The sequence below is a fragment of the Streptomyces sp. NPDC019224 genome (assembly GCF_040632605.1).
Taxonomy (GTDB): domain Bacteria; phylum Actinomycetota; class Actinomycetes; order Streptomycetales; family Streptomycetaceae; genus Streptomyces.
In genome coordinates, this window is sequence record NZ_JBEYCF010000035.1 from 1 (window position 1) to 25,758 (window position 25,758).

The window sequence follows — 25,758 nt, forward strand, 5'->3', positions numbered from 1 at the left end:
GACTCTTCCGTGTCCGATTCCCGGCCGAAGCGGGTCAAGCAATTTCCGCTTTCCAGTTCTCCGCTTCCGCGTTTCCCTTTCCGGCGACTCCGACTTTATCAGAAGTTCTGAGTCGGAATTTCCACCCCCTCTTCGGAAGCTTCAGACGCACGAGTGCGCTCGCTGCTTCCCGGTGAGGCGGAGACGTAAACGTACTGGAGCGGGGCGCCCCGATGCAAATCGAGGGCCCCGCTCCGGAGTTCGCGCCTGTCGGAGGGTCAGACCTCGACGACGACGGGGAGGATCATCGGGCGCCGGCGGTAGGTGTCGGAAACCCACTTGCCCACCGTGCGGCGGATGAGCTGCTGGAGCTGGTGGGGCTCCATCACTCCGTCCTGGGCCGACTTGTTGAGCGCCTCTTCGATCTTCGGCACGACCGCGGTGAACGCCGCATCGTCGATACCGGAGCCCCGTGCCTGGAGGTGCGGGCCGCCCACGATCTTGCCCGAGGTGCTGTCGACCACCAGGAACACCGAGATGATGCCCTCGTCGCCGAGGATGCGGCGGTCCTTGAGGGAGGTCTCGGTGACATCGCCGACCGAGAGGCCGTCCACGTACACGTACCCCGCCTGGACCTTGCCGACGATCTTGGCCTTGCCGTCGATGAGGTCGACGACCACCCCGTCCTCGGCGATGACGATGTGGTCCTTCGGCACGCCGGTGAGGGCGCCCAGCTCGGCGTTGGCCCGCAGGTGGCGCCACTCGCCGTGGACCGGCATCAGGTTCTTCGGCCGGCAGATGTTGTAGAAGTACAGCAGCTCGCCTGCCGAGGCGTGGCCCGAGACGTGGACCTTGGCGTTGCCCTTGTGGACGACGTTGGCGCCCCAGCGGGAGAGGCCGTTGATCACGCGGTAGACCGCGTTCTCGTTCCCCGGGATAAGGGACGAGGCCAGGATGACGGTGTCGCCCTGGACGATGCGGATCTGGTGGTCGCGGTTAGCCATGCGGGACAGGGCCGCCATCGGCTCGCCCTGCGAACCGGTGCAGACGAGCACGACCTCGTCGTCCGGCAGATCGTCCAGGGTCTTGACGTCGACGACAAGACCGGCGGGGACCTTCAGATAGCCCAGGTCCCGGGCGATGCCCATGTTGCGGACCATCGAACGCCCGACGAAGGCGACCCTGCGGCCGTACTCGTGGGCCGTGTCCAGGATCTGCTGAATGCGGTGTACATGGCTGGCGAAGCTCGCCACGATGATGCGCTTCTGCGCGTTGGCGAAGACATTGCGCAGGACGTTCTGGATGTCCCGCTCGGGCGGTACGAAGCCCGGCACCTCCGCGTTCGTCGAGTCGGAGAGCAGAAGGTCGATGCCCTCCTCGCTCAGCCGGGCGAAGGCGTGCAGGTCGGTGAGGCGACCGTCCAGCGGGAGCTGGTCCATCTTGAAGTCACCGGTGGCGACGGCCATGCCGGCGGGGGTCCGGATGGCGACCGCGAGGGCGTCCGGGATGGAGTGGTTGACGGCGATGAACTCGCAGTCGAAGACCCCGATGCGCTCGCGCTGCCCCTCCGCGACCTCCAGGGTGTACGGACGGATGCGGTGCTCCTGGAGCTTGGCCTCGATCAGGGCGAGGGTCAGCTTGGAGCCGATGAGCGGGATGTCCGGCTTCAGACGGAGCAGGTACGGGACACCGCCGATGTGGTCCTCGTGGCCGTGCGTGAGGACGATGCCCTCGATGTCGTCGAGGCGGTCCCGGATGGTCGTGAAGTCCGGCAGGATCAGGTCGATGCCGGGCTGCTCCTCCTCGGGGAAGAGGACACCGCAGTCGACGATGAGCAGGCGGCCGCCGTACTCGAAGACCGTCATGTTCCGGCCGATCTCACCGAGACCGCCGAGCGGGGTGACCCGGAGGGCGCCCTTCGCGAGCTTCGGCGGGGTCCCGAGTTCAGGATGCGGATGACTCAAAAGACTCTCCTTACCACGCGCGCCACGTACCGCTTGGGCACGTGGCGCGCATGTCAATCGTGCACTTGCTGTTGTCTTGGGTGGTGCTGGGGTGCGGTTGGTCCGCGTCTTCAGTTGTGGAGCACGTATTCAGTTGTGAAGTCCGTTGTCAGAGCTCTACCCCGCCGGCAGCGAGATCGATCTTGAGCTGAGCCGTTTCCTGCGCGGTGAGCTCGACCAGGGGCAGGCGCAGCGGGCCTGCCGGAAGGCCCTGCAGCGCCAGCGCGGCCTTGGTCGTGATCACACCCTGGGTGCGGAACATCCCGGTGAAGACCGGCAGCAGCTTCTGGTGGATCTCGGTGGCCTTCTGCACGTCCCCGCCGAGGTGGGCCTCGATGAGCGCCCGCAGGTCCGGCGTGACGACGTGGCCGACGACGGAGACGACGCCGACCGCGCCGACCGAAAGGAGGGGGAGGTTCAGCATGTCGTCGCCGGAGTACCAGGCGAGGCCGGACCGGGCGATGGCCCAGCTGGCCCGGCCGAGGTCACCCTTGGCGTCCTTGTTCGCAACGATGCGGGGGTGCTCGGCGAGCCGCACGAGCGTCTCGGTGTCGATCGGCACACCGCTGCGGCCCGGGATGTCGTACAGCATCACCGGCAGGCCGGTGGCGTCCGCGATGGCGGTGAAGTGCCGCAGCAGGCCCTCCTGCGGCGGCTTGTTGTAGTACGGGGTCACGGCGAGGAGGCCGTGAACGCCGCTGCGCTCGGCGGTGCGGGCCAGCTCGATGCTGTGACGGGTGTCGTTGGTGCCGATACCGGCGACGATGTGCGCCCGGTCGCCCACCGCTTCGAGGACTGCCCTGAGGAGCTGGTCTTTCTCCGCGTCGCTGGTGGTCGGGGACTCGCCGGTGGTGCCGTTGATGATCAGGCCGTCGTTGCCTGCGTCCACCAGGTGGGTGGCGAGCCGCTGCGCGCCCTCGATGTCGAGAGCGCCGTCCGCCGTGAACGGCGTGACCATAGCGGTGAGGACCCGCCCGAAGGGGGTCTGCGGAGTGGAGATCGGAGCCATGGGTAACACGCTACTCGTTGCTCGGCGCACAGTGCCCCCTCGGGGGGACAAGACAAGAGGAGCCCGGTACTGCCTGCTCGGGGGTTCAGGCAGTACCGGGTCCGTTTGATCAGCCTAGATGAACTTCTCGAAACGCCGCAATACGGACACCGCCCTACGGGGCGACACGCCCATTTTTGTTGAAGGCTGCATGGGTGAGCGGCATGAGGCGCGCCCAGTGAGCCTCCATCTGCTCCCCCACCATCTCGATCTCGCGCTGCGGGAACGACGGCACCTTCGCCATCTCGTGCTGCGTACGCAGGCCGAGGAAGTGCATCAGCGAGCGCGCGTTGCAGGTGGCGTACATCGTGGAGAACAGGCCGACCGGAAGCACCGCGCGGGCCACCTCGCGGGCCACGCCCGCGGCCAGCATCTCCTGGTAGGCCTCATAGGCCTGCCGGTAGGAGTCCTCCATGGCGCGGCTGGTGAGCGCGTGCTGCTCCGGGGTGCCCTCGACGAACTCGTACTTGCCGGGGCGTCCCTGCTGGATGAGCTTGCGGGACGTGTCGGGGACGTAGAAGACCGGCTGCAGCTCCCTGTAGCGGCCCGATTCCTCGTTGTACGACCAGCCGACGCGGTGCCGCATGAACTCGCGGAACACGAAGATGGGGGCGCTGATGAAGAAGGTCATCGAGTTGTGCTCGAACGGGCTCCCGTGCCGGTCCCGCATCAGGTAGTTGATGAGCCCCTTGGAGCGCTCGGGGTCCTTGGAGATCTCCTCCAGGGACTGCTCACCAGCCGTGGAGACTCGGGCGGCGAACAGGACGTCGGCGTCGCCCGCTGCGGATTTCACCAGGTCAACGGTGACATCGCTGCGAAAGTGGGCCTTAGTGGGCTCGGGGGTGTCGGTCACCGGCGGGGGTCCTTCCAATGGCGTCGCTCGGGCGGCGTCCACTCTACGGGCCGGGTCTCGCCCCGTTTACACCAGTACCGGCAGAGAATATTTTTAGGATTTCTTCGGACGAACCGGCGATTCGCGGCACCGAATGGGCCCGTCGTGCGTCTGACTCGGTAGCACCACCCGAAAAAGACTCCAAGGAGAGCCACCCCATGTTCCGCCGGCGTGAATCCGTCCCGTTCTCGTTCGTGGCCGAGGCCGACCGATTCCGCAGTAACGTCACTCCGCCGCCCCGCCCCCGCAGTACCGTCTCCGAGCGGGCGGGCCGCGTCCTGGTCGGTCTCGCCGTCGTCGCCGGCCTCGTCGGCTCGCTGCTTCTGGGCCTGCCGGCGCTGGGGCCCGAGCAGGCGCCGTCGCACACGCAGCAGACCGAGGCCGCGCACAAGCGCTGACCCGGACGGACCCCCTGGGGTGGTCCGTCCGGGCATCTCCTCGGTAGCCTCACCGGGCACAGCAATCGAGCGTGCTTGTGAGTGAGGATCAGTCGTGCCCCTGCCCTTCCTGACGGCCGACCGCGCGTTTGACGCGAACGCTGAGGACGTCGCGCTGCCGTTCGACGACCACGACAGCTGGCGGCGGCCCTACCGTCCCGGTCCGTGGCGGGTCGCCGCCGCGGCCGGTCTGCTGCTGCTCGCCTCGTTCATCCTGTTCGCCGGAATGATCATCGCGTTCGCAGGAGCACTGCCCGGAGCGGGGGCGTGCCTGGCGCTCGCCCTCGCGATCATCCTGTGCGCCCTGCGGATGCTGCGCATCGGCGCCTGGGTGAGCCGGCACGGTGTGCGCCGCGTCGGCTTCTTCCGGACGACGACCGTGCCGTGGAGCCGGGCGACCGCCGTACGGACGGTGCAGCAGCCGGTGAAGTGGCTCGGGTTCCCCCGTACCGTGCAGGGCCAGGCACTGATCGTCGTCCGCAAGGGCGGGGATGCGGTGCCGCCGCTGCTCACGGACTCCAACGCGGACTTCCTTGCGCGGGGGGAGGCGTTCGACCGTGCCGCCGACACGATTGAGGCGTGGGGGGATGAGTACCGGCCGCGGTAGCGGGGAACAGTGCCGTCCGGTGACTGAGGTGTCCTCAGTCACCGGACGGCTTCTTTTTGCTCAAACGCCGGACAGGCTGGATTGTCCGCCGGACGTGCTCGCCTTGTGCAAGGCGATCGCTCGTTGCATGGCCTTGCGGGCTCGGGGGGTGTCACGGGCGTCCTGGTAGGCCACCGCCAGGCGGAACCAGCAGCGCCAGTCGTCCGGGGTGTCCTCCGTCTCCTCGCGGCGGCGTTCGAACACCGCGTCGGCGGAGGCCCGGTCGATCCGGCCGCTGGGTGTACGCAGCAGTTCGTCGACCGGCAGGCCGCCCTCCGCGTCCAGTTCTGCGGCCAGGGCGTTGGCCCTGCGGACGAACTGGGTGTTCTTCCACAGGAACCAGATGCCGATCGCCGGCAGGACCAGCACGGCGAGCCCGAAGGTCACCGTGATCAGCGTGCCGTGCTCGATGAGCAGGACGCCACGGCTGCCGACCAGGACGAAATAGAAGACCAGGACGGCAGCGGTGACGACGTAAGTGATCTTTGCGCGCATGGCGGGGCCAGTCAGTTCAGGTCGAGGAAGTGTTCCAGGCCGAACGTGAGGCCGGGAGTGGTCACCACGCGGCGGGCGCCGAGCAGGATGCCCGGCATGAAGCTGCTGTGGTGCAGGGAGTCGTGCCGGATGGTGAGGGTCTCGCCCTCGCCGCCGAGCAGCACCTCCTGGTGGGCCAGCAGGCCGCGGAGCCGGACCGAGTGGACCGGGATGCCGTCGACGTCGGCCCCGCGTGCCCCGTCCAGCGCGGTGCTGGTGGCGTCCGGCTGAGGGGCGCAGTCGGCCTCGCGGCGGGCTGCGGCGATGAGCTGGGCGGTGCGAGCGGCGGTGCCCGAGGGCGCGTCGGCCTTGTTGGGATGGTGGAGCTCGATGACCTCGACGGACTCGAAGTAGCGGGCCGCCTGCTGGGCGAACTTCATGGTGAGGACCGCGCCGATGGAGAAGTTCGGTGCGATGAGCACACCGGTCTCCGGGGAGGCGGAGAGCCAGGTGTTCAGCTGCGCGAGCCGTTCGTCGGTCCAGCCGGTGGTACCGACCACCGCGTGGATGCCGTGGCCGACGCAGTACTCGAGGTTCTCCATCACCGAGGCGGGGGTGGTCAGCTCGACGGCGACCTGGGCACCCGTCTCCGCGAGGGTCTCCAACTTGTCGCCCCGGCCGAGTGCGGCCACCAGCTCCAGGTCGTCGGCGGCCTCGACGGCTCGTACCGCCTCGGAGCCGATACGGCCCCTGGCGCCGAGAACGGCCACGCGCAGCTTGCTCATTGCTCTGCTTCCTTACGGGAGGATCTGGGCACGGAGGTTTAGGCGACCGCTTCGTGGAGACGGCCTGCCTGCTTGTCCTTGAGCGGTCCGATGACGGACAGCGAGGGGCGGTGTCCGAGGATCTCGCCCGCCACCGAGCGGATGTCGTCCGGTGTCACCTCGCCGATACGGGCCAGCATCTCGTCGACCGACATCTGCTCGCCCCAGCACAGCTCGCTCTTGCCGATACGGTTCATCAGCGCGCTGGTGTCCTCCAGGCCGAGGACGGTGGAGCCGGAGAGCTGGCCGATGGCACGGCTGATCTCCTCGTCGCTGAGCCCGTCCGACGCGACCCGGTCGAGCTCGTCGCGGCAGATCTTCAGGACGTCGTGGACCTGGCTCGGGCGGCAGCCCGCGTACACGCCGAACAGGCCGCAGTCGGCGAAGCCGGAGGTGTACGAGTAGACGCTGTAGGCGAGGCCGCGCTTCTCCCGTACCTCCTGGAAGAGGCGGGAGCTCATGCCGCCGCCGAGGGCGGTGTTGAGAACGCCGAGGGCCCAGCGGCGCTCGTCGGTGCGGGCCAGGCCGGGCATGCCGAGGACCACGTGGGCCTGCTCGGTCTTGCGGCCCAGGACCTCGACCCGGCCGGCGGTGCGCAGGGCGCGGGAGCCCTCGCGGGGCGCGGTGGGGACGGCGTCGGTACGGGAGAGCGCGCCGGCCCGTTCGAACGCCTTGCGGACCTGGCGTACGACGGTGGCGTGGTCGATGTTGCCCGCGGCGGCGACGACGAGGCGGGTGGGGTCGTAGTGCTTCTTGTAGAAGCGGGCGATCTGGCCGCGGTTCAGGGCGTTGATCGTGTCGACCGTACCGAGGACGGGGCGGCCGAGCGGGGTGTCGCCGAGCAGGGTGTGCGCGAACAGATCGTGCACACAGTCGCCGGGGTCGTCCTCCGTCATCGCGATCTCTTCGAGGATCACACCGCGTTCGGCGTCGACGTCCTCGGGGTCGATCAGCGAGCCGGTCAGCATGTCGCAGACGACGTCGATGGCCAGCGGCAGATCTGTGTCGAGGACCCGCGCGTAGTAGCAGGTGTACTCCTTCGCCGTGAAGGCGTTCATCTCGCCGCCGACCGCGTCGATGGCGGAGGAGATGTCGAGGGCGCTGCGCTTGGCGGTGCCCTTGAAGAGGAGGTGTTCGAGGTAGTGCGTCGCGCCGTTCAGGGCGGGGGTCTCGTCGCGGGATCCGACGTTGGCCCAGATGCCGAAGGTCGCGGAGCGTACGGAGGGCAGGGTCTCGGTGACGACGCGGAGACCGCCGGGCAGGACCGTGCGGCGGACCGTGCCGATGCCGTTGCTGCCCTTGAGGAGCGTTTGGGTACGGGCGACGGCCCGCCCCTCCGAGGAGGGGCGGGCCGTCGTCGCGGAACTACGGGACGTCACTTGGCGGCGTCGTCCTTCTTCTCGTCTTCTTCACCCTCGATGACCGGGATGAGGGAGAGCTTGCCGCGGGAGTCGATCTCGGCGATCTCGACCTGGACCTTGGAGCCGACGCCGAGCACGTCCTCGACGTTCTCCACGCGCTTGCCACCGGCGAGCTTGCGGATCTGCGAGATGTGCAGCAGGCCGTCCTTGCCCGGCATGAGCGACACGAACGCACCGAAGGTGGTGGTCTTGACGACCGTACCCAGGTAGCGCTCGCCGACCTCCGGCATGGTCGGGTTGGCGATCGCGTTGATCGTGGCGCGGGCGGCCTCGGCCTGCGAGCCCTGCTGGGCACCGATGTAGATGGTGCCGTCGTCCTCGATCGTGATGTCGGCGCCGGTGTCCTCCTGGATCTGGTTGATCATCTTGCCCTTGGGGCCGATGACCTCACCGATCTTGTCCACCGGGATCTTGACGGTGATGATCCGCGGGGCGTTCGGGGACATCTCGTCCGGGACGTCGATGGCCTCGTTCATCACGTCGAGGATGTGGAGGCGGGCGTCACGGGCCTGCTTCAGCGCGGCGGCCAGGACCGAGGCGGGGATGCCGTCGAGCTTGGTGTCGAGCTGGAGCGCGGTGACGAACTGCTTCGTACCGGCCACCTTGAAGTCCATGTCGCCGAACGCGTCCTCGGCGCCGAGGATGTCGGTGAGGGCGACGTAGTGGGTCTTGCCGTCGATCTCCTGGGAGATCAGGCCCATGGCGATGCCGGCGACGGCGGCCTTGAGGGGCACACCGGCGTTCAGCAGGGACATGGTGGAGGCGCAGACCGAACCCATGGACGTCGAGCCGTTGGAGCCCAGGGCCTCGGAGACCTGGCGGATCGCGTAGGGGAACTCCTCGCGGGACGGCAGGACCGGCACGATCGCGCGCTCGGCGAGCGCGCCGTGGCCGATCTCACGGCGCTTGGGCGAACCCACGCGGCCGGTCTCGCCGACGGAGTACGGCGGGAAGTTGTAGTTGTGCATGTAGCGCTTGCGGGTCACCGGGGAGAGGGTGTCCAGCTGCTGCTCCATGCGCAGCATGTTGAGGGTGGTGACGCCCAGGATCTGGGTCTCGCCACGCTCGAACAGGGCGGAGCCGTGCACGCGCGGGATGGCCTCGACCTCGGCGGCCAGCGTACGGATGTCCGTGACGCCGCGGCCGTCGATGCGGATCTTGTCCTTGATGACGCGTTCGCGGACGAGCTTCTTGGTCAGCGCGCGGTAGGCACCGGAGATCTCCTTCTCGCGGCCCTCGAACTCAGGGAGGAGCTTCTCGCCCGCGATCTCCTTGATGCGGTCGAGCTCCGCCTCGCGCTCCTGCTTGCCGGCGATGGTGAGCGCCTTGGCGAGCTCGGTGCTGACGGCCTTGGTGAGGGCCTCCAGGACGTCGTCCTGGTAGTCGAGGAAGACCGGGAACTCACCGGTGGGCTTGGCGGCCTTGGCGGCGAGGTCGGACTGGGCCTTGCAGAGCGCCTTGATGAAGGGCTTCGCGGCTTCCAGACCGGCGGCGACGACCTCTTCGGTCGGGGCCTCGGCGCCGTCCTGGACGAGCTGGATGGTCTTCTCGGTGGCCTCGGCCTCGACCATCATGATCGCGACGTCGCCGTCCTCCAGGACGCGGCCCGCGACGACCATGTCGAAGACGGCGTCCTCGAGCTCGGTGTGCGTCGGGAAGGCGACCCACTGGCCCTTGATCAGGGCGACACGGGTGCCGCCGATCGGGCCGGAGAAGGGCAGGCCGGCCAGCTGCGTGGAGCAGGAGGCGGCGTTGATCGCGATGACGTCGTACAGGTGGTCCGGGTTGAGCGCCATGACCGTCTCGACGATCTGGATCTCGTTGCGCAGGCCCTTGGCGAAGGAGGGGCGCAGCGGGCGGTCGATCAGACGGCAGGTGAGGATCGCGTCCTCGGAGGGGCGTCCCTCGCGGCGGAAGAACGAGCCGGGGATCTTGCCCGCGGCGTACTGCCGCTCCTCGACGTCCACCGTCAGGGGGAAGAAGTCGAGCTGGTCCTTGGGCCGCTTGGAAGCGGTGGTGGCCGACAGCACCATGGTGTCGTCGTCCAGGTACGCGACGGCGGAGCCGGCGGCCTGCTTGGCCAGGCGACCGGTCTCGAAGCGGATGGTGCGGGTGCCGAAGGTTCCGTTGTCGATAACGGCCTCGGCGTAGTGGGTCTCGTTCTCCACTAGTGAATTCTCCATACTCGTCGTCTTTTGTCCGGGCGCCCGTGTGGCGCCGGACAGAGCGGAGAAGCGCGCCGTGTATGCGGGGCCGGTCTTCGATCGAAGCTCCCGGGCGTTGTCCCGGGGGCCACTACCGAGGACCGGCGGCGGCTGTGCGGCGCCTCTCCTCGTCTGTTGTTGTACGTCCAGGTTACTGAGGTTGCCCCCGGTACCGCACGTACGGCAAAGGGAGCGGCCCCCTGGGTGAGGGAACCGCTCCCTTGCGCAGCGTCCTTACTTGGCGCCGCCGGCCGCACCGCGGCGGATGCCGAGGCGGTCGACGAGCGTACGGAAGCGCTGGATGTCCTTCTTGGCCAGGTACTGCAGGAGGCGGCGACGCTGGCCGACCAGGATCAGCAGACCACGGCGGGAGTGGTGGTCGTGCTTGTGCGTCTTGAGGTGCTCCGTCAGGTCCGAGATGCGGCGCGAGAGCATGGCGACCTGAACCTCGGGGGAACCGGTGTCGCCCTCCTTCTGCGCGAACTCGGTCATGATCTGCTTCTTCGTAGCGGCGTCGAGCGGCACGCGGTACTCCTCTTGGTGTTCGATGCGCCCACGAGTGCCCCTGGTCTGGTTCTCAGGGGAGCTTGGGTGACTCGGGAGCGAGGGTCCGATGGGCGCAGTTCCCAGAGCGAACCGGGAACGCGTACACAAACGGCCACAGCCAGACTACCAGCCGCCCGGACCGGCCCCGACGGTGTCAGCCGGTGAGCGCCCTCGCACGGGCGAAGAGGTCGAGGACCGCGAGGCAGAGCGGGAGAAGGGAGAGCAGGAGCGCGCTCTCCGCCAGGTCGAGGAATCTGCCCCAGAAGGGGGAGAGGCCCTTGCGCGGGACGCTCGCCCCGGCGGCGGTGAGGAGTACGGCGCCCGCGGCGAGCACCGCGCACAGTCCGGTCGTACGGGGATACGGGGCCGGGCCGGCTCCGTGGACGGCCAGGGCGAGGCCGGTGGTCAGGGCGGCGAGGGCGCCGATGCCCGCCGCCAGCAGGCAGACGACCTGTGCGGTGTAGCGGAAGAGGCGGGCGCGCAGCAGCAGCGCGAGCCCGGCGGTGAGGGCGAGGAGGCGGCCCCAGGTGTCGCCGGAGGCGCCGAGCACGGCGGCGGCCGCCGCGGCCAGGCCCGCGCAGCCGCCGGCCAGGCCGAGCAGCAGTTCGTGGCCGCGCCACGCCCGGTCCGCGACGAGGCGGGTGTCGACGGGGGCGAGGGGCGGGTCCGCGCCCGCTTCGGGGTCCGTGTCCTCGTCGGTGGGCGTGGCGGCGGGCCGGGCCGGCGCGTACCCGGTCGGGAGACGGGCGAAACGGGCGGAGAGGCCGGGCAGGAACGCGATGAGCCCGAGGGCGGCGGGCACGCAGACCGCGGCCGTGGCAGTGGCGGAGGCTTCGGTGAGGATCGCGCCGAAGGCGGCCAGCGCGCCGGCGCCGGCCAGGAAGGCGGCGCCCACGAAGGGGGCGTCGCCGCGCGGGGCGAGCGCGGTCAGGGCGGCGGAGGCGACGAGGACGGCGATGCAGCCGAGCAGGAACTGCAGCCGCCCCGCTCCGCGGTCCGGGTCGGGGGCGATGAGGCCGGAGCCCGCGAGGAGGACAAGGGGCAGGGCGCCGAGACCGAGCGCTGCGGCGGTGGCGCGATCGGCGTATACCCGGGCGCGCACCCCCGCGACAGTGGTCAGCAGGAGTCCCGCGACGCCGGCGACGGCTCCGGGCGGGCCGTGCATGTCGTGGCGGACCGGATCGGCCCGCCACAGGACGAGGGCGGCCAGGAGGAGGAGCAGCGCACCGGCCGCCGGGGCCGCGCAGCGCAGCAGCTCGTCGCTCCACAGGTGGCGGTCGCGGCCGACGGCCGAGGCCACGGCGTCCGCGACGTCGTCGAAGACGGGCGGGGGCAGCGAGGCGGCGAAGGGGCGCAGGGTGAGGAGTTCGCCGTCGAGGACGCGTTGCGCGGCGAGGGTGCGGGCGCCGTCCAGGACCGTGCCGTCGAGGCGCACGAGGTGGTGGCCGGGGGGTGCGGTGGGCGCCCCGGCCGGACCGGTGAGGCGGAGGATCTCCGGCCAGACGTCGGCGGCGGCGATGTCCTCGGGCAGGGCGACGTCGACCCGGCTGTCGGGGGTGACGACGGTGACCCGGCAGAAGCCGGTCGTTGCGGTCGGACTCACGTGTCGGGGGCCCCTGTTCGTCGCTGGTCGGCGGTGTCCGCACGATGGGCGGGCCACCCTATCGGGCGGAACGGGGCGAAGGCTGACAGTGCGTAGGATCACGGGCGCTCCGAGGCGGGCCGGTGGGGGCGCGAGGTCATCGGTGCCGGTGTGATCGCATCCGCCTGTGCGCGGCCCACGCTGAGCCGACCGCCCGCTTTCCCCCTTTTCGCCCGTCCTACGCCCGCCCGCACCCAAGGATCGATGTACCGGTGAGCCAGATCGTCGTGAAGCGTCCGCCTCGCACCCTGCCGCAGGAAGTTCCCACGAAAGAGGTGTTGTTGGAGCCGCCTCCGGTGTTGCCGCGCGGGGAGCGCGAGGGGGTGCTGATGCAGCTCCTTCCGGTACTGGGCATGGCTTCGTCGGTGGTGTTCTTCTTCTCACCGCAGGCGCCGCGGTTCATGCGGGTGATGGGTGTGCTGATGCTGGTGTCGACGCTGGCCATGGTGGTGGCCCAGGTCGTCCGGTACCGCCGCGGGACGCAGGGGCGCACAGCTGACGTGCGGCGGGACTACCTCGGCCGGCTGGCGCGGGTCCGCCGTGCGGTGCGGCGGACGGCACGGGCGCAGCGGGACGGCCTGCTGTACACGCATCCCGCTCCGGACCAGTTGTGGTCGGTGGTCGCCGAGGGCAGCCGGGTGTGGGAGCGGCGGCCCGGCGACGCGGACTTCGGGCTGGTGCGGATCGGGCTCGGCAGGCAGCGGCTCGCGACGCCGTTATGCGTGCCGGAGGAGGCTTCGGGTGAGCCGGATCCGGTGTGCGAGGACGCGGTGCGGCGGTTCGTGGCGGTGCACGGTTCGCTGGACGGCCTGCCGGTGTGCGTCTCGCTGCGGGAGGCGTACCGGGTGCGGCTGAGCGGTTCGGCGGAGCCGGTGCGGTCGGCCGCGCGGGCGCTGGTGGCCCAGCTGGTGACGCTGCACTCGCCGCGGGATCTTGTGGTGGCGGTCATGGCGGCTCCGGAGGCGGTGGGGTGCTGGGACTGGGTGAAGTGGCTGCCGCACGTCCAGCTGCCGGGCGAGGTGGACGGGGCTGGTACGAAGCGGCTGTTCGTACGGGAGCCGGCCGGCCTGGAGCCTCTTCTCGGCGGGCTGCTGGAGGGGCGGGGGCGCTTCGGGCCGGAGGGGACACCGCCGGCGGACCGGCCGCATGTGGTGGTGGTCCTGGACGGGGCGGTGGTGGCGCCTGGTTCGGTGCTGGGTGCGGCCGGGGGCGTGCAGGGGGTGACGCTGATCGAGGTGGCCCCCGGTGACGCGGAGGGGCCGCGCGGTGCTCTGCCGGTGCTGGTGCGTCCCGGTCTGCTGAAGGTGGGCCATCAGCTGGATGGGCTTGCGCCACTGCCGGGGGTGCGTCCCGGTCTGCTGGAGGTGGGATCCGAGGCGGGGGACGGCGTGCCGGACGGGCTGTCGCTGTCCGCGGCGGAGGCGCTGGCCCGGCGGCTGGCCCCGTTGCGGGCCGGCGGACGGGACGGGGACGGACCGCTGCTGGCCGAGCTGGACTTCACGGACCTGCTGGAGCTGGGCGACGCGGGCGCGGTGGATGTGGAGCGGACGTGGCGGCCGCGGCCGGTGGCGGAGCGGCTGCGGGTACCCATCGGGGTGGGCGAGGACGGTGACCCGGTGATGCTGGACCTGAAGGAGGCGGCGCTCGACGGGATGGGGCCGCACGGTCTGTGTGTGGGAGCGACCGGATCGGGGAAGTCCGAACTGCTGCGGACCCTGGTGCTCGGTCTCGCGGTCACTCATCCTTCCGAGACGCTGAACTTCGTGCTCGCGGACTTCAAGGGCGGCGCGACGTTCGCCGGGATGGCGGGAATGCCGCATGTGGCCGCCGTCATCACCAATCTGGCCGACGACCTGGCGCTGGTCGACCGCATGGGCGACGCGCTGCGCGGCGAGCTCCAGCGCCGCCAGGAGCTGCTGCGGGCGGCGGGCAACTTCGCCGGTATCCACGACTACGAGCGGGCGCGGGCGGCGGGCGCGGCGCTCGAGCCGCTGGCCTCGCTGGTGCTGGTCATCGACGAGTTCTCCGAATTGCTCACCGCCAAACCCGACTTCATCGACGTGTTCATCCGGATCGGCCGCATCGGCCGGTCACTGGGGGTGCATCTGCTGCTGGCGTCCCAGCGGCTTGAGGAGGGCAGGCTGCGAGGTCTTGAGACCTATCTCTCGTACCGGATCGGGCTGCGGACGTTCTCGGCGGAGGAGTCGCGTGCCGCGCTGGGGGTGCCGGACGCCTACGACCTGCCGCCGGTGCCCGGTTCGGGGTTCCTGAAGTCCGGTACGCGGGAGATGACGCGCTTCAAAGCGGCGTACGTCTCGGGGCCGTACCGGCCGGGCGGTCGCGGGCCCGTCCTGGGGCAGGTGCCGGGCGGGCGCACGGCGGCGTTGTTCCGTGCGCTGCCGGTGCCGGTGGCGGACGAGCCCGTCGCCCCGGCCATCGCTCCCCCGGCCCGCGAGGAGGACGCCCTCGCGGACACCGTGCTCGACGTGGTGGTGCGACGGCTCGAGGGGCAGGGGGTGCCCGCCCATCAGGTGTGGCTGCCCCCGCTGGACCGGGCCCCCGGTCTGGACGAGTTGCTGCCGGAACTCGCGACGGACCCGGAGCGCGGCTTCACCGTCACGGGTGACGGCGCACCCGGTGTGCTGACCGTCCCGCTCGGGCTCGTCGACAAGCCGTTCGAGCAGCGGCGCGAGGTGCTGTACCGGGACTTCTCGGGGGCGGCGGGGCACATGCTGGTGGTCGGCGGCCCGCAGTCCGGGAAGTCGACGGTGCTGCGCACCCTGGTCATGTCCTTCGCGCTCACCCACACCCCGCGCGAAGTGCAGTTCTACGGGCTCGACTTCGGCGGTGGCGCGCTCTCCTCGCTGTCGGGGCTGCCGCACGTGGGCCAGATCGCCTCCCGGCTGGACCCCGAGCGGGTGCGGCGCACGGTCGCCGAGGTGGCGGGGGTGCTGCGCGGCCGCGAGGAACTGTTCCGCGCGCGGGGCATCGGCTCCATGGCCGCGTACCGGCGCGAGCGGGCCCGGGGCGGGCTGCCCGGTGAGGCGTGGGGTGATGTCTTCCTGGTCGTCGACGGCTGGGGCGGCTTCCGCACGGAGTACGAGGAGCTGGAGCCGGTCGTCACCGACATCGCCGCCCGTGGCCTCGGTTACGGGGTGCATGTGGTCCTCACGGCCGCCCGTTATCTGGAGGTGCGGGCCGCACTGAAGGACCAGCTGACCGGACGGCTCGAACTGAGGCTCGGTGACGTCTCGGACTCCGAGTTCGACCGGAAGGTCGCCGCCCAGGTGCCCACCGGTGTGCCGGGCCGTGGGCAGGTGGCGGAGGGGCTGCACTTCATGGCCGCGCTGCCGTGCACCGGTCGGACGGACGACGCGGCGTGCCTCGCGGACCGTACGGCGGCACTGGTCGAGCGGATCGGGGCGGACTGGTCGGGACCGACGGCGCCGCCCGTCCGGCTGCTGCCCACCGTGCTGCGGGCCGAACGGCTGCCCAAGGGGGACGAGTTCCCCGAACGGGGGGTCGCGATCGGTATCGCCGAGACCGATCTGGAACCGGTGTTCGTCGACTTCGACGCCGATCCCTTCCTGCTCGTCTTCGGTGAGGGCGAATCGGGGAAGACGGCTCTTCTGCGTCTGCTCGCCCGGCAGATCGCCCGCCGCTACTCCCCCGACGAGGCGAAGCTCGTGGTCGGTGACTACCGGCGTGGGTTGCTGGGCGCTCTGCCGGAGAGCCATCTGCTGGAGTACGCGCCTACTCCGGACACGCTGAGGACGCATATGGAGGCGTTGGCAGGGGTGTTCGCGCGGCGCCGGCCGCCGGCGGACGTCACGCCCCGGCAACTGCGGGAGCGCAGTTGGTGGACGGGCCCGCGGATCTTCGTCGTCGTCGACGACTACGACCTGGTCGCGACGGGTACGGGCAGCCCGCTGGCCGCTCTGGCCGACTGCCTGCCATTCGCCCGTGACACCGGGGTGCGCTTCGTCGTCGCGCGCAACTGCGCCGGGGCCTCGCGCGCGATGTACGAGCCGTTCCTCCAGCGCCTCAAGGAGCTGGGCGCGCAGGGCGTGGTGCTGTCGGGCGACCCTGCGGAGGGCGATCTCGTCGGGTCGGTGCGCGGGCGGCCGATGCCGCCGGGGCGCGCGTGCCTGACGACCCGGCGCGGCGGGAACAGGCTCGTGCAGACCGGCTGGCTGCCGGAACGGGGGTGAGCGTCACCGGCTCGGCGAGCCGGAGCGGGGGTTCGGCGGACCGGCTTCCCCGCCGCGGCGTTGCCTGTACGGTGCCGTGCAGAGCCAGGTACGGAAAGGAACCCTCACGATGGGCACGCAGGCGGAGAAGGACGAGCTGTACGCACTCGACATCTCTGGGGTGGAGTGGCTGAGTGCGCCCGGGACCGAGCAGGACGAGGAGCGCGTCGAGATCGCGCACCTTCCCGGCGGGGCGGTGGCCATGCGGTCCTCTCTGGACCCGGACACCGTGCTCAGGTACACGGAGGCCGAGTGGCGTGCCTTCGTCCTGGGCGCCAGGGACGGCGAGTTCGACCTGAAGTAGTCATGGCCGGGTACACGAAGGGGGCACGTTCGGGTGAACGTGCCCCCTTCGTGCGGCCGGCCCCGGCCGGATCGGCTCAGGACCGGCCGGCTCGGCTCAGTACGCCTCGGTGAACAGACGCGAGGACCGGAGGTCCGTGGCCCGGTAGTGGTCCTTGCCGGTCTCGATGATCCTCGCGACCTCTTCCAGCCGGCCCTTCATGTGGTCGGCCTTGCCCCGGTACTTGTGCTGGAGCGCCACGTACTCGGCGTGTGCCTGGCCGTCCCAGGTGTCGGTGACGACCTTGAGCGCGCCGTCCATCTCCTCCAGGTCCTGGCAGATGTTCCGAGAGACCGCGCGGATGCGGTTGGCGACCTCCTGGACGCTCTCGTACCTGACCTTGGTGTTCGGGTCGTTCCCCATGGGGTTTCCTCTGGTCGTATCGGGGAACGGCGTCCGGTTCAGACGCCGTTCAGGGCGGAGGAGCTGCCCGTGGAGGCCGGTTCCCGTACCGCCTTGAAGGCCGCGCGGACCTCCTCGTCGTTGGCGTGGCTGAGGTTCCTGGTGCCGTCCACGGCGTGCAGCAGTACGCCGAGGAGGCGGCGGATCTCGTCGTGGTCCTCGTTGATCACGAGCTGGGCCGAGGTGAATCCGGAGGCGCCGGCGCCGGTCCAGCCGGCCCCGACCGTCGCAAGGACGTCGGCCAGCTCCCGGGCCTGCCGGGACACCGCCTCGGCCGTATGGACGATCTTGTTCCTCGCCTGGACGACCGGATCGTCGGCAAGCGCGAATCCACTCGCGGGGCTGGTCATACGAGGTCCTCTCTCTGGGCCGTTCAGGCGGCTCAGGCTAGTCAGTTCACCGCCCGGCCCCGGACACCGCCGAGGCACGGTACGGGCGCGCGAAGGGGGCCTGCCGGGACCGTCCGGCTCACCTCGTGCGGCGCCGGCGCAGGTCCCGGGTGACGGCCGCCGCGCCCGTCACCGCACCGGTCAGCAGGACCGCGAGGGCCATGGCCCAGGCGGCGTAGCGCCGATCGCGCTGCTGCGGGGTCTCCGCCGTCGACAGGGGCGCCGGGTCGGGTGCCCGGGCTCCGGAGGGCGGTGTGTCGGGGTGCGGGACGTCCTGCGGGGAGTCGTCGCCGGACAGCGCGCGGACCGGGTCGACTACACCCCATCCGACGAAGTCGTCACGGCCGTTGACGGAGCGTTCTGCGGTCTGTTCGATACGGGCGGCGATCTGCGCGGCCGTCCAGTGCGGGTACTTGGCGCGCATCAGTGCGGCGACCGCGCTGACGTACGGGGCGGAGAAGCTCGTTCCGCTGTCGGCGCAGTGGCCGTGGCCGGGAACGGTGGAGACGATGTCGACGCCCGGAGCGGCGACGTCGACGAAGGTCCCGGGCCTGGAGAAGGGCGCGCGTTCGTTGTCGCGGTCGGACGCGGCGACGGCGAGGACGCCGGGGAACGCGGCGGGATAGGTGGGCGTGCGGGTGCCGTCCATGCCGTTGTTGCCGGCCGAGGCGACGACCACGATGTCCCGGCGGACGGCCTCGGCCACCGCGCGTCCCAGGGCCGAACCGGCTGCCCGCGGCCGGGTGGTCTCCTGGGAGATGTTGATGACCTGGGCGCCCCTGGCGAGGGCGTGGAGGATCGCGGCGGCCATCGAGGCGTCGGTGCCGCTGTCGCGCGCGTCGTTCTGGCGGACGGGGATGACGGTCGCCCCGGGGGCGAGCCCGACGAAGCCGGTCCCTTCGCGGGGGCGGGCGGCGATGATGCCGGCGACCTCGGTGCCGTGGCCCACCGCGTCGTCGGTGCCGTCACCGCGTCCCAGCAGGTCGGCGCCGGCGGCGGTGTCCACCGCGCCGGCGAGTTGCGGGTGGGTGTCGTCCACCCCGGTGTCGATGACGGCGACGCGGACGCCCTCGCCCCGGGTGTCGTGCCACAGCTCGTCCAGGAGCACTCGCTGCAACGACCAGGGGCGGCCCTCGAACTGCCGCTTCGCCGGGAAGGCACACGCGCCGCCGTCCGAGCCGGTGGCCGCTTGCGCGGGCTGGGCCACGGCCAGGGTGGTCAGCGCGGCGACGGCCGCCGCCGTCCGCGTCGTCGTCCGGTACGCCATGGCTGTTCGTTCTCCTCTGCTGTCAGGAACCCTGTGGGCGGCGCGCGCTGGTGGTGTCGAGCCGTGGGCCCCTGGGAAGGAACTCCGACCATGCGGCCGGTACGAGGGCGGGCTTCACTTCGCCGTAGCCGAGCCGGATCTGCGCCTCGTTGCCCCGTCCCGGCCCGGAGGAGCCGCTCGGGCCGTGGGGCACATCGCCGGCCGGTGGCCCGCTGGGTCCGTCGGCGCCGGGCGCGGAGCGCCCGGCATCGCCGTCGCCGTTCCCCTGAACCGCGTACCTCAATCCGGTGTCCGTCACCAGGAAGAGTGATCCGTCGGGCCTGGTCTGCCTGCCCCGCACCTGGGTGTACAGGAGTCCGCTGCCGGGGGTGACGTACGTGTTCGTGCCGCCCGCGCCGACGGACGCGGGGTAGGCGGTGCCCGCCCAGGTGCTCAGGATGGTGCGGCCCCTGCCGTCCGTTCCTCGCAGTACGGAGCAGAGGGTGTTCCGGTGCGCGGTGTCGCCCCGGACGGCCTTGTGGGCGGGCCAGTGCGCGGCCTGGCCGGCGAAGGGGACGGGGTTGGGCACGAAGTCCTGCAGCCCGGCGTGGTACGCCGTGCCGGCCTGATCTAGGGGGGCGGTCTGCGGGGAGTTGACGAGCAGCCAGGCAGTGAACTCCGAGACCCGCTGGACCTTCCGGTCGAGCACCACGTAGTACGCGGGTCCCGCGCCGGTCGTGGTCCGCAGCACCGCGCCGATCCGGTTCTCGCGCGGGGACAGGTGGCCCTCGACGCGGGCGGGGGCGCCGGGCTCGCCGGGGATCACGGGGAAGGTGACCGGGCTGCCGGTGTGGAGGGTGGCGAGCCACTCGCCGGTGACGGGCTGCGGCCGGGCACCGCCGACCAGGGCGTCGGTGAGGTGGCCGAGGTCGGCGGGCCGCTCGTCGACACGGTATTTGGTGCCCCGGGCATCGACGAGGTACCGGGTGCCGTGCGGGTCGCGTACGTAGAGCACCTGGCCGCCGGTGAGCCGGTTCGGGCCCTCGGTGAGCCGGTGGTCGCGGGCGGCGAGGACGAAGCCGGCCTTCTGCACACCGGCGCCCTTGCCTCCCGGCCGTACGCAGACGGCCCACCGCTTGGCGGTGCCCGCGTCCTCCTTGTCCGGGAGCCGGTCGGGGGCGTACGGAATGCCCAGGACCGGGCCGCGCGGGGGCTTGCCCGCGTCGAGGACGTCGTCGGCGACCTGGACGACGCCGTAGTTGTCCGGAGCGAGCAGCAGCCGCGCCGATGCGAGGTTCAGCACGGGGTGCAGCCGGGTACGGCGATGGGCGCCCCGGCCGGTGGTGAGCACCACGTAGCGGGTGGTCGACGTCTTGCCGACGACGACCTTGACGCCGGGGCGGTCCCAGTCCTTCGGTGCGATCGGACGGAACATGCCGTAGGCCCCGAAGCCCGCGAGGAGCAGGGCGCCGGCGAGAACGCCCGGCAGGACGGCGCGCAGCGGGCGCGGAGCGCCCTCGTCGGAGCTTGAGGGCGAGGGCTGGAGAAAGGCGGCCAGGGTCCTCCTCTTCACAAAGGTGTACGCGTTCAGTTCATCCCGTCGGGTCACCATGGCCCGGCCTGCCTTCCCTGTCCGCCCGTGCCGCACACCGACGGACGCTCACCGCTCGCAACCCGGCGGGGCTCCCCGCCGCCGTCGACCACTATGCCGTCCGGGCCTGCGTGTTGACCGAGTACCGGTACGCTGTTCGCTCTCGCCGGAGGCCCCGGCGGGACGGGCGCGGCGCGGGCCGGGCCTGTGTGAACGGGGGCATGTCACGATGACGTCCAGAGGTGGCGCGCGCTGGAACCGACGTGCGGGACCGATCGGAACTTTTCGATTGCAACAGCTGGTGCTGTTCGAAATCGCGGTTGCGGTTCTGCTGTGTGCCTGGGTCGTCGGGCCTGTACTGCTGGGGCCCGCGGGGGTGGCGGCCGCGGTGCTCGTGGTCCTCGCCGCCGTGCGCCGGCGTCGTCGCTCCCTCCCGGCGTGGCTGGGCACGGTCGTCGCGTTGCGGACGCGGGCCCGGAGGGCCGCCTCGCAGCTGCCGGCGACCGGCGCTGCGGGCGCAGCCTCCCCGGTCGCCCCGTTGACCGAATGCGTACCGGCCTTGCACACCTGCTCGTTCACACACCGGGACCGGCGGCCGGTCGGCATGGTCGGCGACGGCACGCACCTCACGGTGGTCCTCCGGGTCGACGCGCAGGACACGGTGCTGCGGGCGGACCGGACCGTACGGCCGCTGCCGCCGGGGCTCGTACGGGAGGTGATGGACGTCGACGGCATCCGGCTGGAGTCGGCGCGGATCGTGCAGCACACCCGGACCGCCCCCGCCCCGCACCTTCCCGGTGATGCGGTCGCCACGCTCAACTACGCCCCCTTGCAGGCCCGTACGGGGTCACCGGCGGTACGCCTCACCTGGATCACGCTGACGCTCGACCCGGAGCTCTGCCCGGAGGCCGTACGGGCCCGCGGCGGCGGCCTCGCCGGGGCGCAGCGGTGCCTGCTGCGGGTGGCCGAGCAGTTGTCCGGCCGCCTGACCGGGGCGGGGTTCGGCGCGACGGTGCTGACGGAGCAGGAGCTCGGCTCGGCGCTCGCCGCCGCGGCCTGTGCGGATACCGCGGCGACGGTCGGCGACGGTTCCGCGCCGCCCGTGCCGCCCGCCCGCCGCACCCGGGAGACCTCGAGGACCTGGAGCTGCGACGGGCGTTGGCACACCGCGTACTGGGTGCGCCGCTGGCCCCGCTCCGGCAACGCGCCGATGCCCCGGCTCGTCGCACTGCTCACCTCGGTCCCCGCACTGGCCACGACGTTCAGCCTCACGCTGGCACGGGGCGACCGGCAGGAGGTCGCCGCCTCGGGGCACCTCCGGATCAGCGCCCGCAGCGGCGAGGAACTTCGCGCTGCGCGGAGCGAGTTGGAGCGCGTCGCGCGTGGGGTGCGGGTCTCGCTCGTGCGACTCGACCGCGAGCAACTGCCCGGGGTGCTCGCCACGCTGCCGCTGGGGAGGACCCGCTGATGGCGTCGGCCGGGCGCGCGCGGGGCAGGCTGGGGTTCGGGCCGGTCGGCCCGCGTCGGCGGCGGTACACCATCGGGCCCGAGCAACTGGATTCGCTGACCCTGCCGGTGGGCGACGACGGGGTGGTGATCGGCGTGGACGAGGAGGGCTTCCCCGCCGTACTCGGTCTCAACCGGCCGTCCGCGTACGACATCACGCTCGTCGGCGGGCTGTGGACGGCGCAGGTGCTTGCCCTGCGGGCAGCGGCGACGGGGGCCCGGATCGTGGTGGAGACGGCGCGGTCGCATGCCTGGGCGAGCCTGGCGCGGGCCACCGGCGACAGCGGCTGTGTGGCGCTGCACGAGGTCGGCCGGGTGCCTCAGCCGGGCGCATCGGCGGCATCGCCGGTCGTCGTGGTGCGGGACTGCGGCATGCGGCCGCCGCACGGGCGGGCCGTGCCGGGGCCGTGGCAGTCGGTGGTGACGCTGCTGCCGTATCTGGGCGCGGCGGCGCCCGGGCTGCTGGGAAAGGCGTCCCTGGTCGGCGTCCAGCGCGTATCGCCCGAGGAAGCGGAACAGGTCGGGCACCTCATGCGACTGCCGGCCGACGCGGTCCGCGCGCTGCCCGCCCTGGAGGACGGGGCCACCCTCTGGTGCACGCGGCGAGAGAGCCGACTGGTGACGACCCGGCCGACGGACGCCGAGTCGGGACTGCTGGGCGCCGCACGCCGGGTGGATTGACGGTCCCCGCCCTGCCTGACCGACTCTGCCTGGTAGCAGGGGCAGGACAGTCGGCATTCCCGTTGCACTTGTACGCATTTGACCGCTTTGATTTCCATTGCGTGCCGCACTCAGTCCACTTGGGTGCAGTACGTGACGTACGGGACAGCGTTCGCGGTGCCGTACGGCCTGCCGTGGCGGCCCTCCTGGCGATTAGGGTGGGTCCGGACGCGGCAGAGAACCTGCGGGCAGGCCATGTGCGTCCCAGGGGTAGAGCCGGGCGGTTCGCGTTACGGGAACGCCCCCACCCACCACGGCACAAGGGTGCTCGACCACACCAGGAGGCAAAGTGAACGGCGATCGGAACGAGATGCGCGAGGGCTGGGACAAGCCCGTCGACGAGTCGTCCGACGCGGAGCCCGCCGATGCGACGGGTGAGTTCACCATCGACTACACCCCGCCCGCCTGGTATACGCAGAACGCACCGGGCGCCTCCTCGGACGGGGCCGGCACCCCGCCGGCACCGCCCCCGCCGCCGAGCGGAGAGCCGGTGCCGCTGCCTCCGCCGACGGCACACCGCGGCTTCGACCCCGACTGGACGCCGGCCCCCCCGGAGCCCTCCGACAGCAGCGACCTGGAGAGCGGCGCCACCATGCGGTTCTCGGCCGCCGCGCTGAAGCAGGAGATCGCGGAGCGTGAGGCGGCCGCCGAGGCGGTGAGCAGCGGCGCGCCGTCCGGCGCCGAGGGCGACTCCTCCGCTGCCGATTCCGGTTCGGACGACGCGGTGACGGGTACGCCGGGCGCGGACGCACGGGACGACGACGCCGCGGGCAGGGTCTTCGGCCTCGAGCCCGAGGAGGCGGAGGCCCCGGCCCCGGCCCCTGCCCCTGCCTCGGTGCACGCGGACGACGAAGCCGGCTTCACGCCGGCCGGCGCGCCCTCGGAGCCGTACGCCTCCGGACCGGCCGCTGCCGCCCCCTCGGACACCGGCCCGTCCGAGGCCTCGCCGCTCGACGCCACCGCAACGGGCGCCGCCGAGGTCGGCTCCCCCCGGGCGGACGACGACGCAGCGGCCGACGACGCACCGTCGGGCGCAACCTCCTCCGAGGCCGCCCCGCCCACCGCCGCCTCGTCCAGCGTCACGCCGTCCGACACCCCCGCCTCCGGTGCCGCCCCGGATGCGGTCCCCGGCGGCGTGCAGGCCGGCAGCGCACCGCAGAACGCCACGCCCTGGGCTCCGGCTCCGGCGCAGGGCGGTCTCCCGCCGCTGCCGCCCGAGTTCCGGCCGGCAGCCCCGCAGCCGCAGGCCCAGCAGCCCGAAGCCGTACAACCGCAGGCCCCGGGCCCGGCCCCGACGCCGGCCCCCGACCCCGCCCCGACCCCGCCCCCTGCCCCTGCCCCACAGTCCGGCTACGGCTTCCCCCAGCAGCCCCAGCAGCCGGAGCCACAGGCCCAGCCGCACCAGGCCGCCCCGGCGGCCGGTCTCCCGGCGCAGCGCCCGCAGCCGCCCGCACCTCAGGCCCTGCAGGCCCCCGAGCCGCAGGCCGCCTGGCCCGCCCAACAACAGGCACAGCAGCCCCCGCAGGCACAGCAGGCACAGCAGGCACAGCCGCAGGGCGGTTACGGCTTCCCGCAGGCCGCGCAGGCGCCGGCCCCGGGCGCTCCGCACCCGCCGGCCGAGGGCGGCGCCCCGAACCTCCCCGTCCAGGTCCAGCCCCACCAGCCCCAGCCGCACCCGCAGGCTCAGCCTGTCGACCCGCGGGTGGGCGCCGCATGGCCCACGCCGGTCGCCCACGATCAGCGCGAGCGCTCCATGCCGGGCGCCCCGCTGGGGTACACGGCGGCGGTGGAGCTCACGTCCGACCGGCTGATCCGCGGCAAGCAGAAGACGCGGAGCAGTCGCAATCCCTCGGGCGCCTCGCGTTTCAAGCTGGGCGGCAAGAAGGAGGAGCAGGAGAGGCAGCGCAAGCTCGACCTCATCCGCACCCCGGTGCTCTCCTGCTACCGGATCGCGGTGATCAGCCTCAAGGGCGGGGTCGGCAAGACCACGACCACCACCGCGCTCGGTGCGACCCTGGCCAGCGAGCGGCAGGACAAGATCCTCGCCATCGACGCCAACCCCGACGCCGGCACGCTGGGCCGCCGGGTGCGCCGCGAGACCGGGGCGACCATCCGCGACCTGGTCCACGCCATCCCGCACCTCAACTCGTACATGGACATCCGCCGGTTCACCTCGCAGGCGCCCTCCGGTCTGGAGATCATCGCCAACGACGTGGACCCGGCGGTCTCGACGGCCTTCAACGACGAGGACTACCGGCGCGCGATCGACGTGCTCGGCAAGCAGTACCCGATCATCCTCACGGACTCGGGCACCGGTCTGCTGTACAGCGCCATGCGCGGCGTGCTGGACCTGGCCGATCAGCTGATCATCATCTCGACGCCCTCGGTCGACGGCGCCTCCAGTGCCTCCACGACCCTGGACTGGCTGTCGGCGCACGGGTACGCCGAACTGGTGCAACGGTCCATCACCGTGATCTCCGGGGTACGTGAGACCGGAAAGATGATCAAGGTCGACGACATCGTGCAGCACTTCCGGACGCGCTGCCGCGGGGTGGTCGTCGTGCCGTTCGACGAACACCTGTCGGCGGGTGCGGAGGTCGACCTCGACATGATGCGGCCGAAGACCCGGGAGGCGTACTTCAACCTCTCCGCCCTCGTCGCCGAGGACTTCGCGCGCGCCCAGCAGCAGCAGGGGCTGTGGACGTCGGACGGCAGCAGCCCGCCGCCGCAGTACGCCCCGCCGCTTCCGGGCCGGCAGATTCCCGGCCAGCAGGTGCCGGTACAGCCGATGCCCGGTCAGCAGGCCCCGGGCCAGCAGCCGTACGCGCCCCAGCAGCCGGGGCACCCGCAGTACCCCGGTCAGCCCTACGCCCCCCAGCAGCCCGGCCGGCCGTACCCGCAGCAGCCGTACGGCGGCCAGCAGCCCTATCCCCCGCAGCAGGCATCCGGCGCCGGGCAGAGCCGGCAGCAGCCGCCCGCGCAGGCCCAACAGCCGTACCAGCAGCCCCAGCCCCACGGCGACCAGCCAGGTCACCCCGGCCGGCAGGGCAGGCCGGAACAGCCCGGCCCCGCCGCGCACCCCGGGCTGCAGGGTCCCGTACCGCCCGCCGGATGGCAGCAGCAGCCACCGCCAGCGCCTCAGCAGTAGGGCGTCAGAGGTCTGAACCAATGAGGGTCCGCATCGCCTCCGCGATG

The 25,758-nt window shown here is 71.8% G+C and carries 20 protein-coding genes; 7 read left to right on the plus strand and 13 right to left on the minus strand.

Annotated features, from left to right (window positions below):
• Positions 1–257: 257 nt before the first annotated feature.
• The 3 genes from ABZ564_RS21645 to thyX form a co-directional block, all read right to left on the minus strand.
• The gene (locus ABZ564_RS21645; protein ID WP_360858793.1) at positions 258–1,943 is read right to left on the minus strand and encodes a ribonuclease J; all 1,686 of its coding nucleotides are present in this window, start codon (positions 1,941–1,943) and stop codon (positions 258–260) included.
• Between the two features lie 148 nt (positions 1,944–2,091).
• Entirely contained in the window at positions 2,092–2,991 is a 900-nt protein-coding gene (gene dapA, locus ABZ564_RS21650) for a 4-hydroxy-tetrahydrodipicolinate synthase (RefSeq protein ID WP_360858796.1), read from the minus strand.
• Positions 2,992–3,145: 154 nt separating this feature from the next.
• Positions 3,146–3,883, minus strand: a complete 738-nt coding sequence (gene thyX / locus ABZ564_RS21655; protein ID WP_360858799.1) for an FAD-dependent thymidylate synthase — start codon at positions 3,881–3,883, stop codon at positions 3,146–3,148.
• Positions 3,884–4,080: 197 nt separating this feature from the next.
• On the opposite strand from thyX, the gene ABZ564_RS21660 reads away from it, so the two are divergent.
• A complete protein-coding gene (locus tag ABZ564_RS21660; RefSeq protein WP_360858802.1) occupies positions 4,081–4,320 on the plus strand; it encodes a hypothetical protein in 240 nt (79 codons plus the stop codon).
• Between the two features lie 94 nt (positions 4,321–4,414).
• Positions 4,415–4,966: a hypothetical protein gene (locus ABZ564_RS21665; RefSeq protein ID WP_073963628.1), complete on the plus strand. Its 552-nt coding sequence runs from the start codon at positions 4,415–4,417 to the stop codon at positions 4,964–4,966.
• A 60-nt stretch (positions 4,967–5,026) separates the two neighbouring features.
• Here the strand turns inward: ABZ564_RS21665 and ABZ564_RS21670 are convergent, their stop codons facing one another.
• From ABZ564_RS21670 to eccD, 6 genes are all read right to left on the minus strand, one after another.
• Positions 5,027–5,500, minus strand: a complete 474-nt coding sequence (locus tag ABZ564_RS21670) for a tetratricopeptide repeat protein (RefSeq protein ID WP_360858805.1) — start codon at positions 5,498–5,500, stop codon at positions 5,027–5,029.
• An 11-nt stretch (positions 5,501–5,511) separates the two neighbouring features.
• A complete protein-coding gene (gene dapB, locus ABZ564_RS21675; protein WP_360858808.1) occupies positions 5,512–6,264 on the minus strand; it encodes a 4-hydroxy-tetrahydrodipicolinate reductase in 753 nt (250 codons plus the stop codon).
• Positions 6,265–6,302: 38 nt separating this feature from the next.
• Positions 6,303–7,682, minus strand: a complete 1,380-nt coding sequence (locus ABZ564_RS21680; protein WP_360858811.1) for a pitrilysin family protein — start codon at positions 7,680–7,682, stop codon at positions 6,303–6,305.
• Complete coding sequence (locus ABZ564_RS21685; RefSeq protein WP_360858945.1) at positions 7,679–9,892, minus strand: polyribonucleotide nucleotidyltransferase; 2,214 nt, start codon at positions 9,890–9,892, stop codon at positions 7,679–7,681. Before ABZ564_RS21685 ends, ABZ564_RS21680 begins: the two co-directional genes overlap by 4 nt.
• 270 nt (positions 9,893–10,162) lie before the next feature.
• Positions 10,163–10,453 carry a 30S ribosomal protein S15 gene (rpsO, locus tag ABZ564_RS21690; RefSeq protein WP_360858814.1) on the minus strand — a complete coding sequence of 97 codons (291 nt, stop codon included), beginning with the start codon at positions 10,451–10,453 and terminating at the stop codon, positions 10,163–10,165.
• Positions 10,454–10,628: 175 nt separating this feature from the next.
• A complete protein-coding gene (gene eccD, locus ABZ564_RS21695) occupies positions 10,629–12,077 on the minus strand; it encodes a type VII secretion integral membrane protein EccD (RefSeq protein WP_360858817.1) in 1,449 nt (482 codons plus the stop codon).
• Positions 12,078–12,328: 251 nt separating this feature from the next.
• Between eccD and eccCa the strand changes: the two genes are divergently transcribed.
• Positions 12,329–16,327 (plus strand): type VII secretion protein EccCa, encoded by a 3,999-nt coding sequence (gene eccCa / locus ABZ564_RS21700; protein ID WP_360858820.1) that lies wholly within the window; start codon positions 12,329–12,331, stop codon positions 16,325–16,327.
• Between the two features lie 109 nt (positions 16,328–16,436).
• The gene (locus ABZ564_RS21705) at positions 16,437–16,670 is read left to right on the plus strand and encodes a DUF397 domain-containing protein (RefSeq protein ID WP_018551844.1); all 234 of its coding nucleotides are present in this window, start codon (positions 16,437–16,439) and stop codon (positions 16,668–16,670) included.
• Between the two features lie 96 nt (positions 16,671–16,766).
• On the opposite strand, the gene ABZ564_RS21710 is transcribed toward ABZ564_RS21705, so the two are convergent.
• The 4 genes from ABZ564_RS21710 to eccB all read right to left on the minus strand — a co-directional run bounded on the left by ABZ564_RS21710 (position 16,767) and on the right by eccB (position 20,358).
• Positions 16,767–17,072: a WXG100 family type VII secretion target gene (locus ABZ564_RS21710; protein ID WP_360858824.1), complete on the minus strand. Its 306-nt coding sequence runs from the start codon at positions 17,070–17,072 to the stop codon at positions 16,767–16,769.
• Between the two features lie 38 nt (positions 17,073–17,110).
• Positions 17,111–17,461 carry a hypothetical protein gene (locus ABZ564_RS21715; RefSeq protein WP_360858827.1) on the minus strand — a complete coding sequence of 117 codons (351 nt, stop codon included), beginning with the start codon at positions 17,459–17,461 and terminating at the stop codon, positions 17,111–17,113.
• A gap of 118 nt (positions 17,462–17,579) precedes the next feature.
• The gene (gene mycP / locus ABZ564_RS21720) at positions 17,580–18,767 is read right to left on the minus strand and encodes a type VII secretion-associated serine protease mycosin (protein WP_360858830.1); all 1,188 of its coding nucleotides are present in this window, start codon (positions 18,765–18,767) and stop codon (positions 17,580–17,582) included.
• Positions 18,768–18,789: 22 nt separating this feature from the next.
• Complete coding sequence (gene eccB, locus ABZ564_RS21725) at positions 18,790–20,358, minus strand: type VII secretion protein EccB (RefSeq protein WP_360858833.1); 1,569 nt, start codon at positions 20,356–20,358, stop codon at positions 18,790–18,792.
• A gap of 208 nt (positions 20,359–20,566) precedes the next feature.
• Here eccB and eccE point away from each other — a divergent pair, with 208 nt between their 5' ends.
• The 3 genes from eccE (at position 20,567) to ABZ564_RS21740 (ending at position 25,711) form a co-directional block, all read left to right on the plus strand.
• Positions 20,567–21,805, plus strand: coding sequence for a type VII secretion protein EccE (eccE, locus tag ABZ564_RS21730; RefSeq protein ID WP_360858836.1), 1,239 nt, complete (start codon positions 20,567–20,569; stop codon positions 21,803–21,805).
• Entirely contained in the window at positions 21,805–22,524 is a 720-nt protein-coding gene (locus ABZ564_RS21735; protein WP_360858839.1) for a hypothetical protein, read from the plus strand. The genes eccE and ABZ564_RS21735 overlap by 1 nt, the downstream gene beginning before the upstream one ends.
• Positions 22,525–22,852: 328 nt before the next feature.
• Positions 22,853–25,711, plus strand: a complete 2,859-nt coding sequence (locus ABZ564_RS21740; protein WP_360858842.1) for an SCO5717 family growth-regulating ATPase — start codon at positions 22,853–22,855, stop codon at positions 25,709–25,711.
• Positions 25,712–25,758 lie beyond the last annotated feature (47 nt).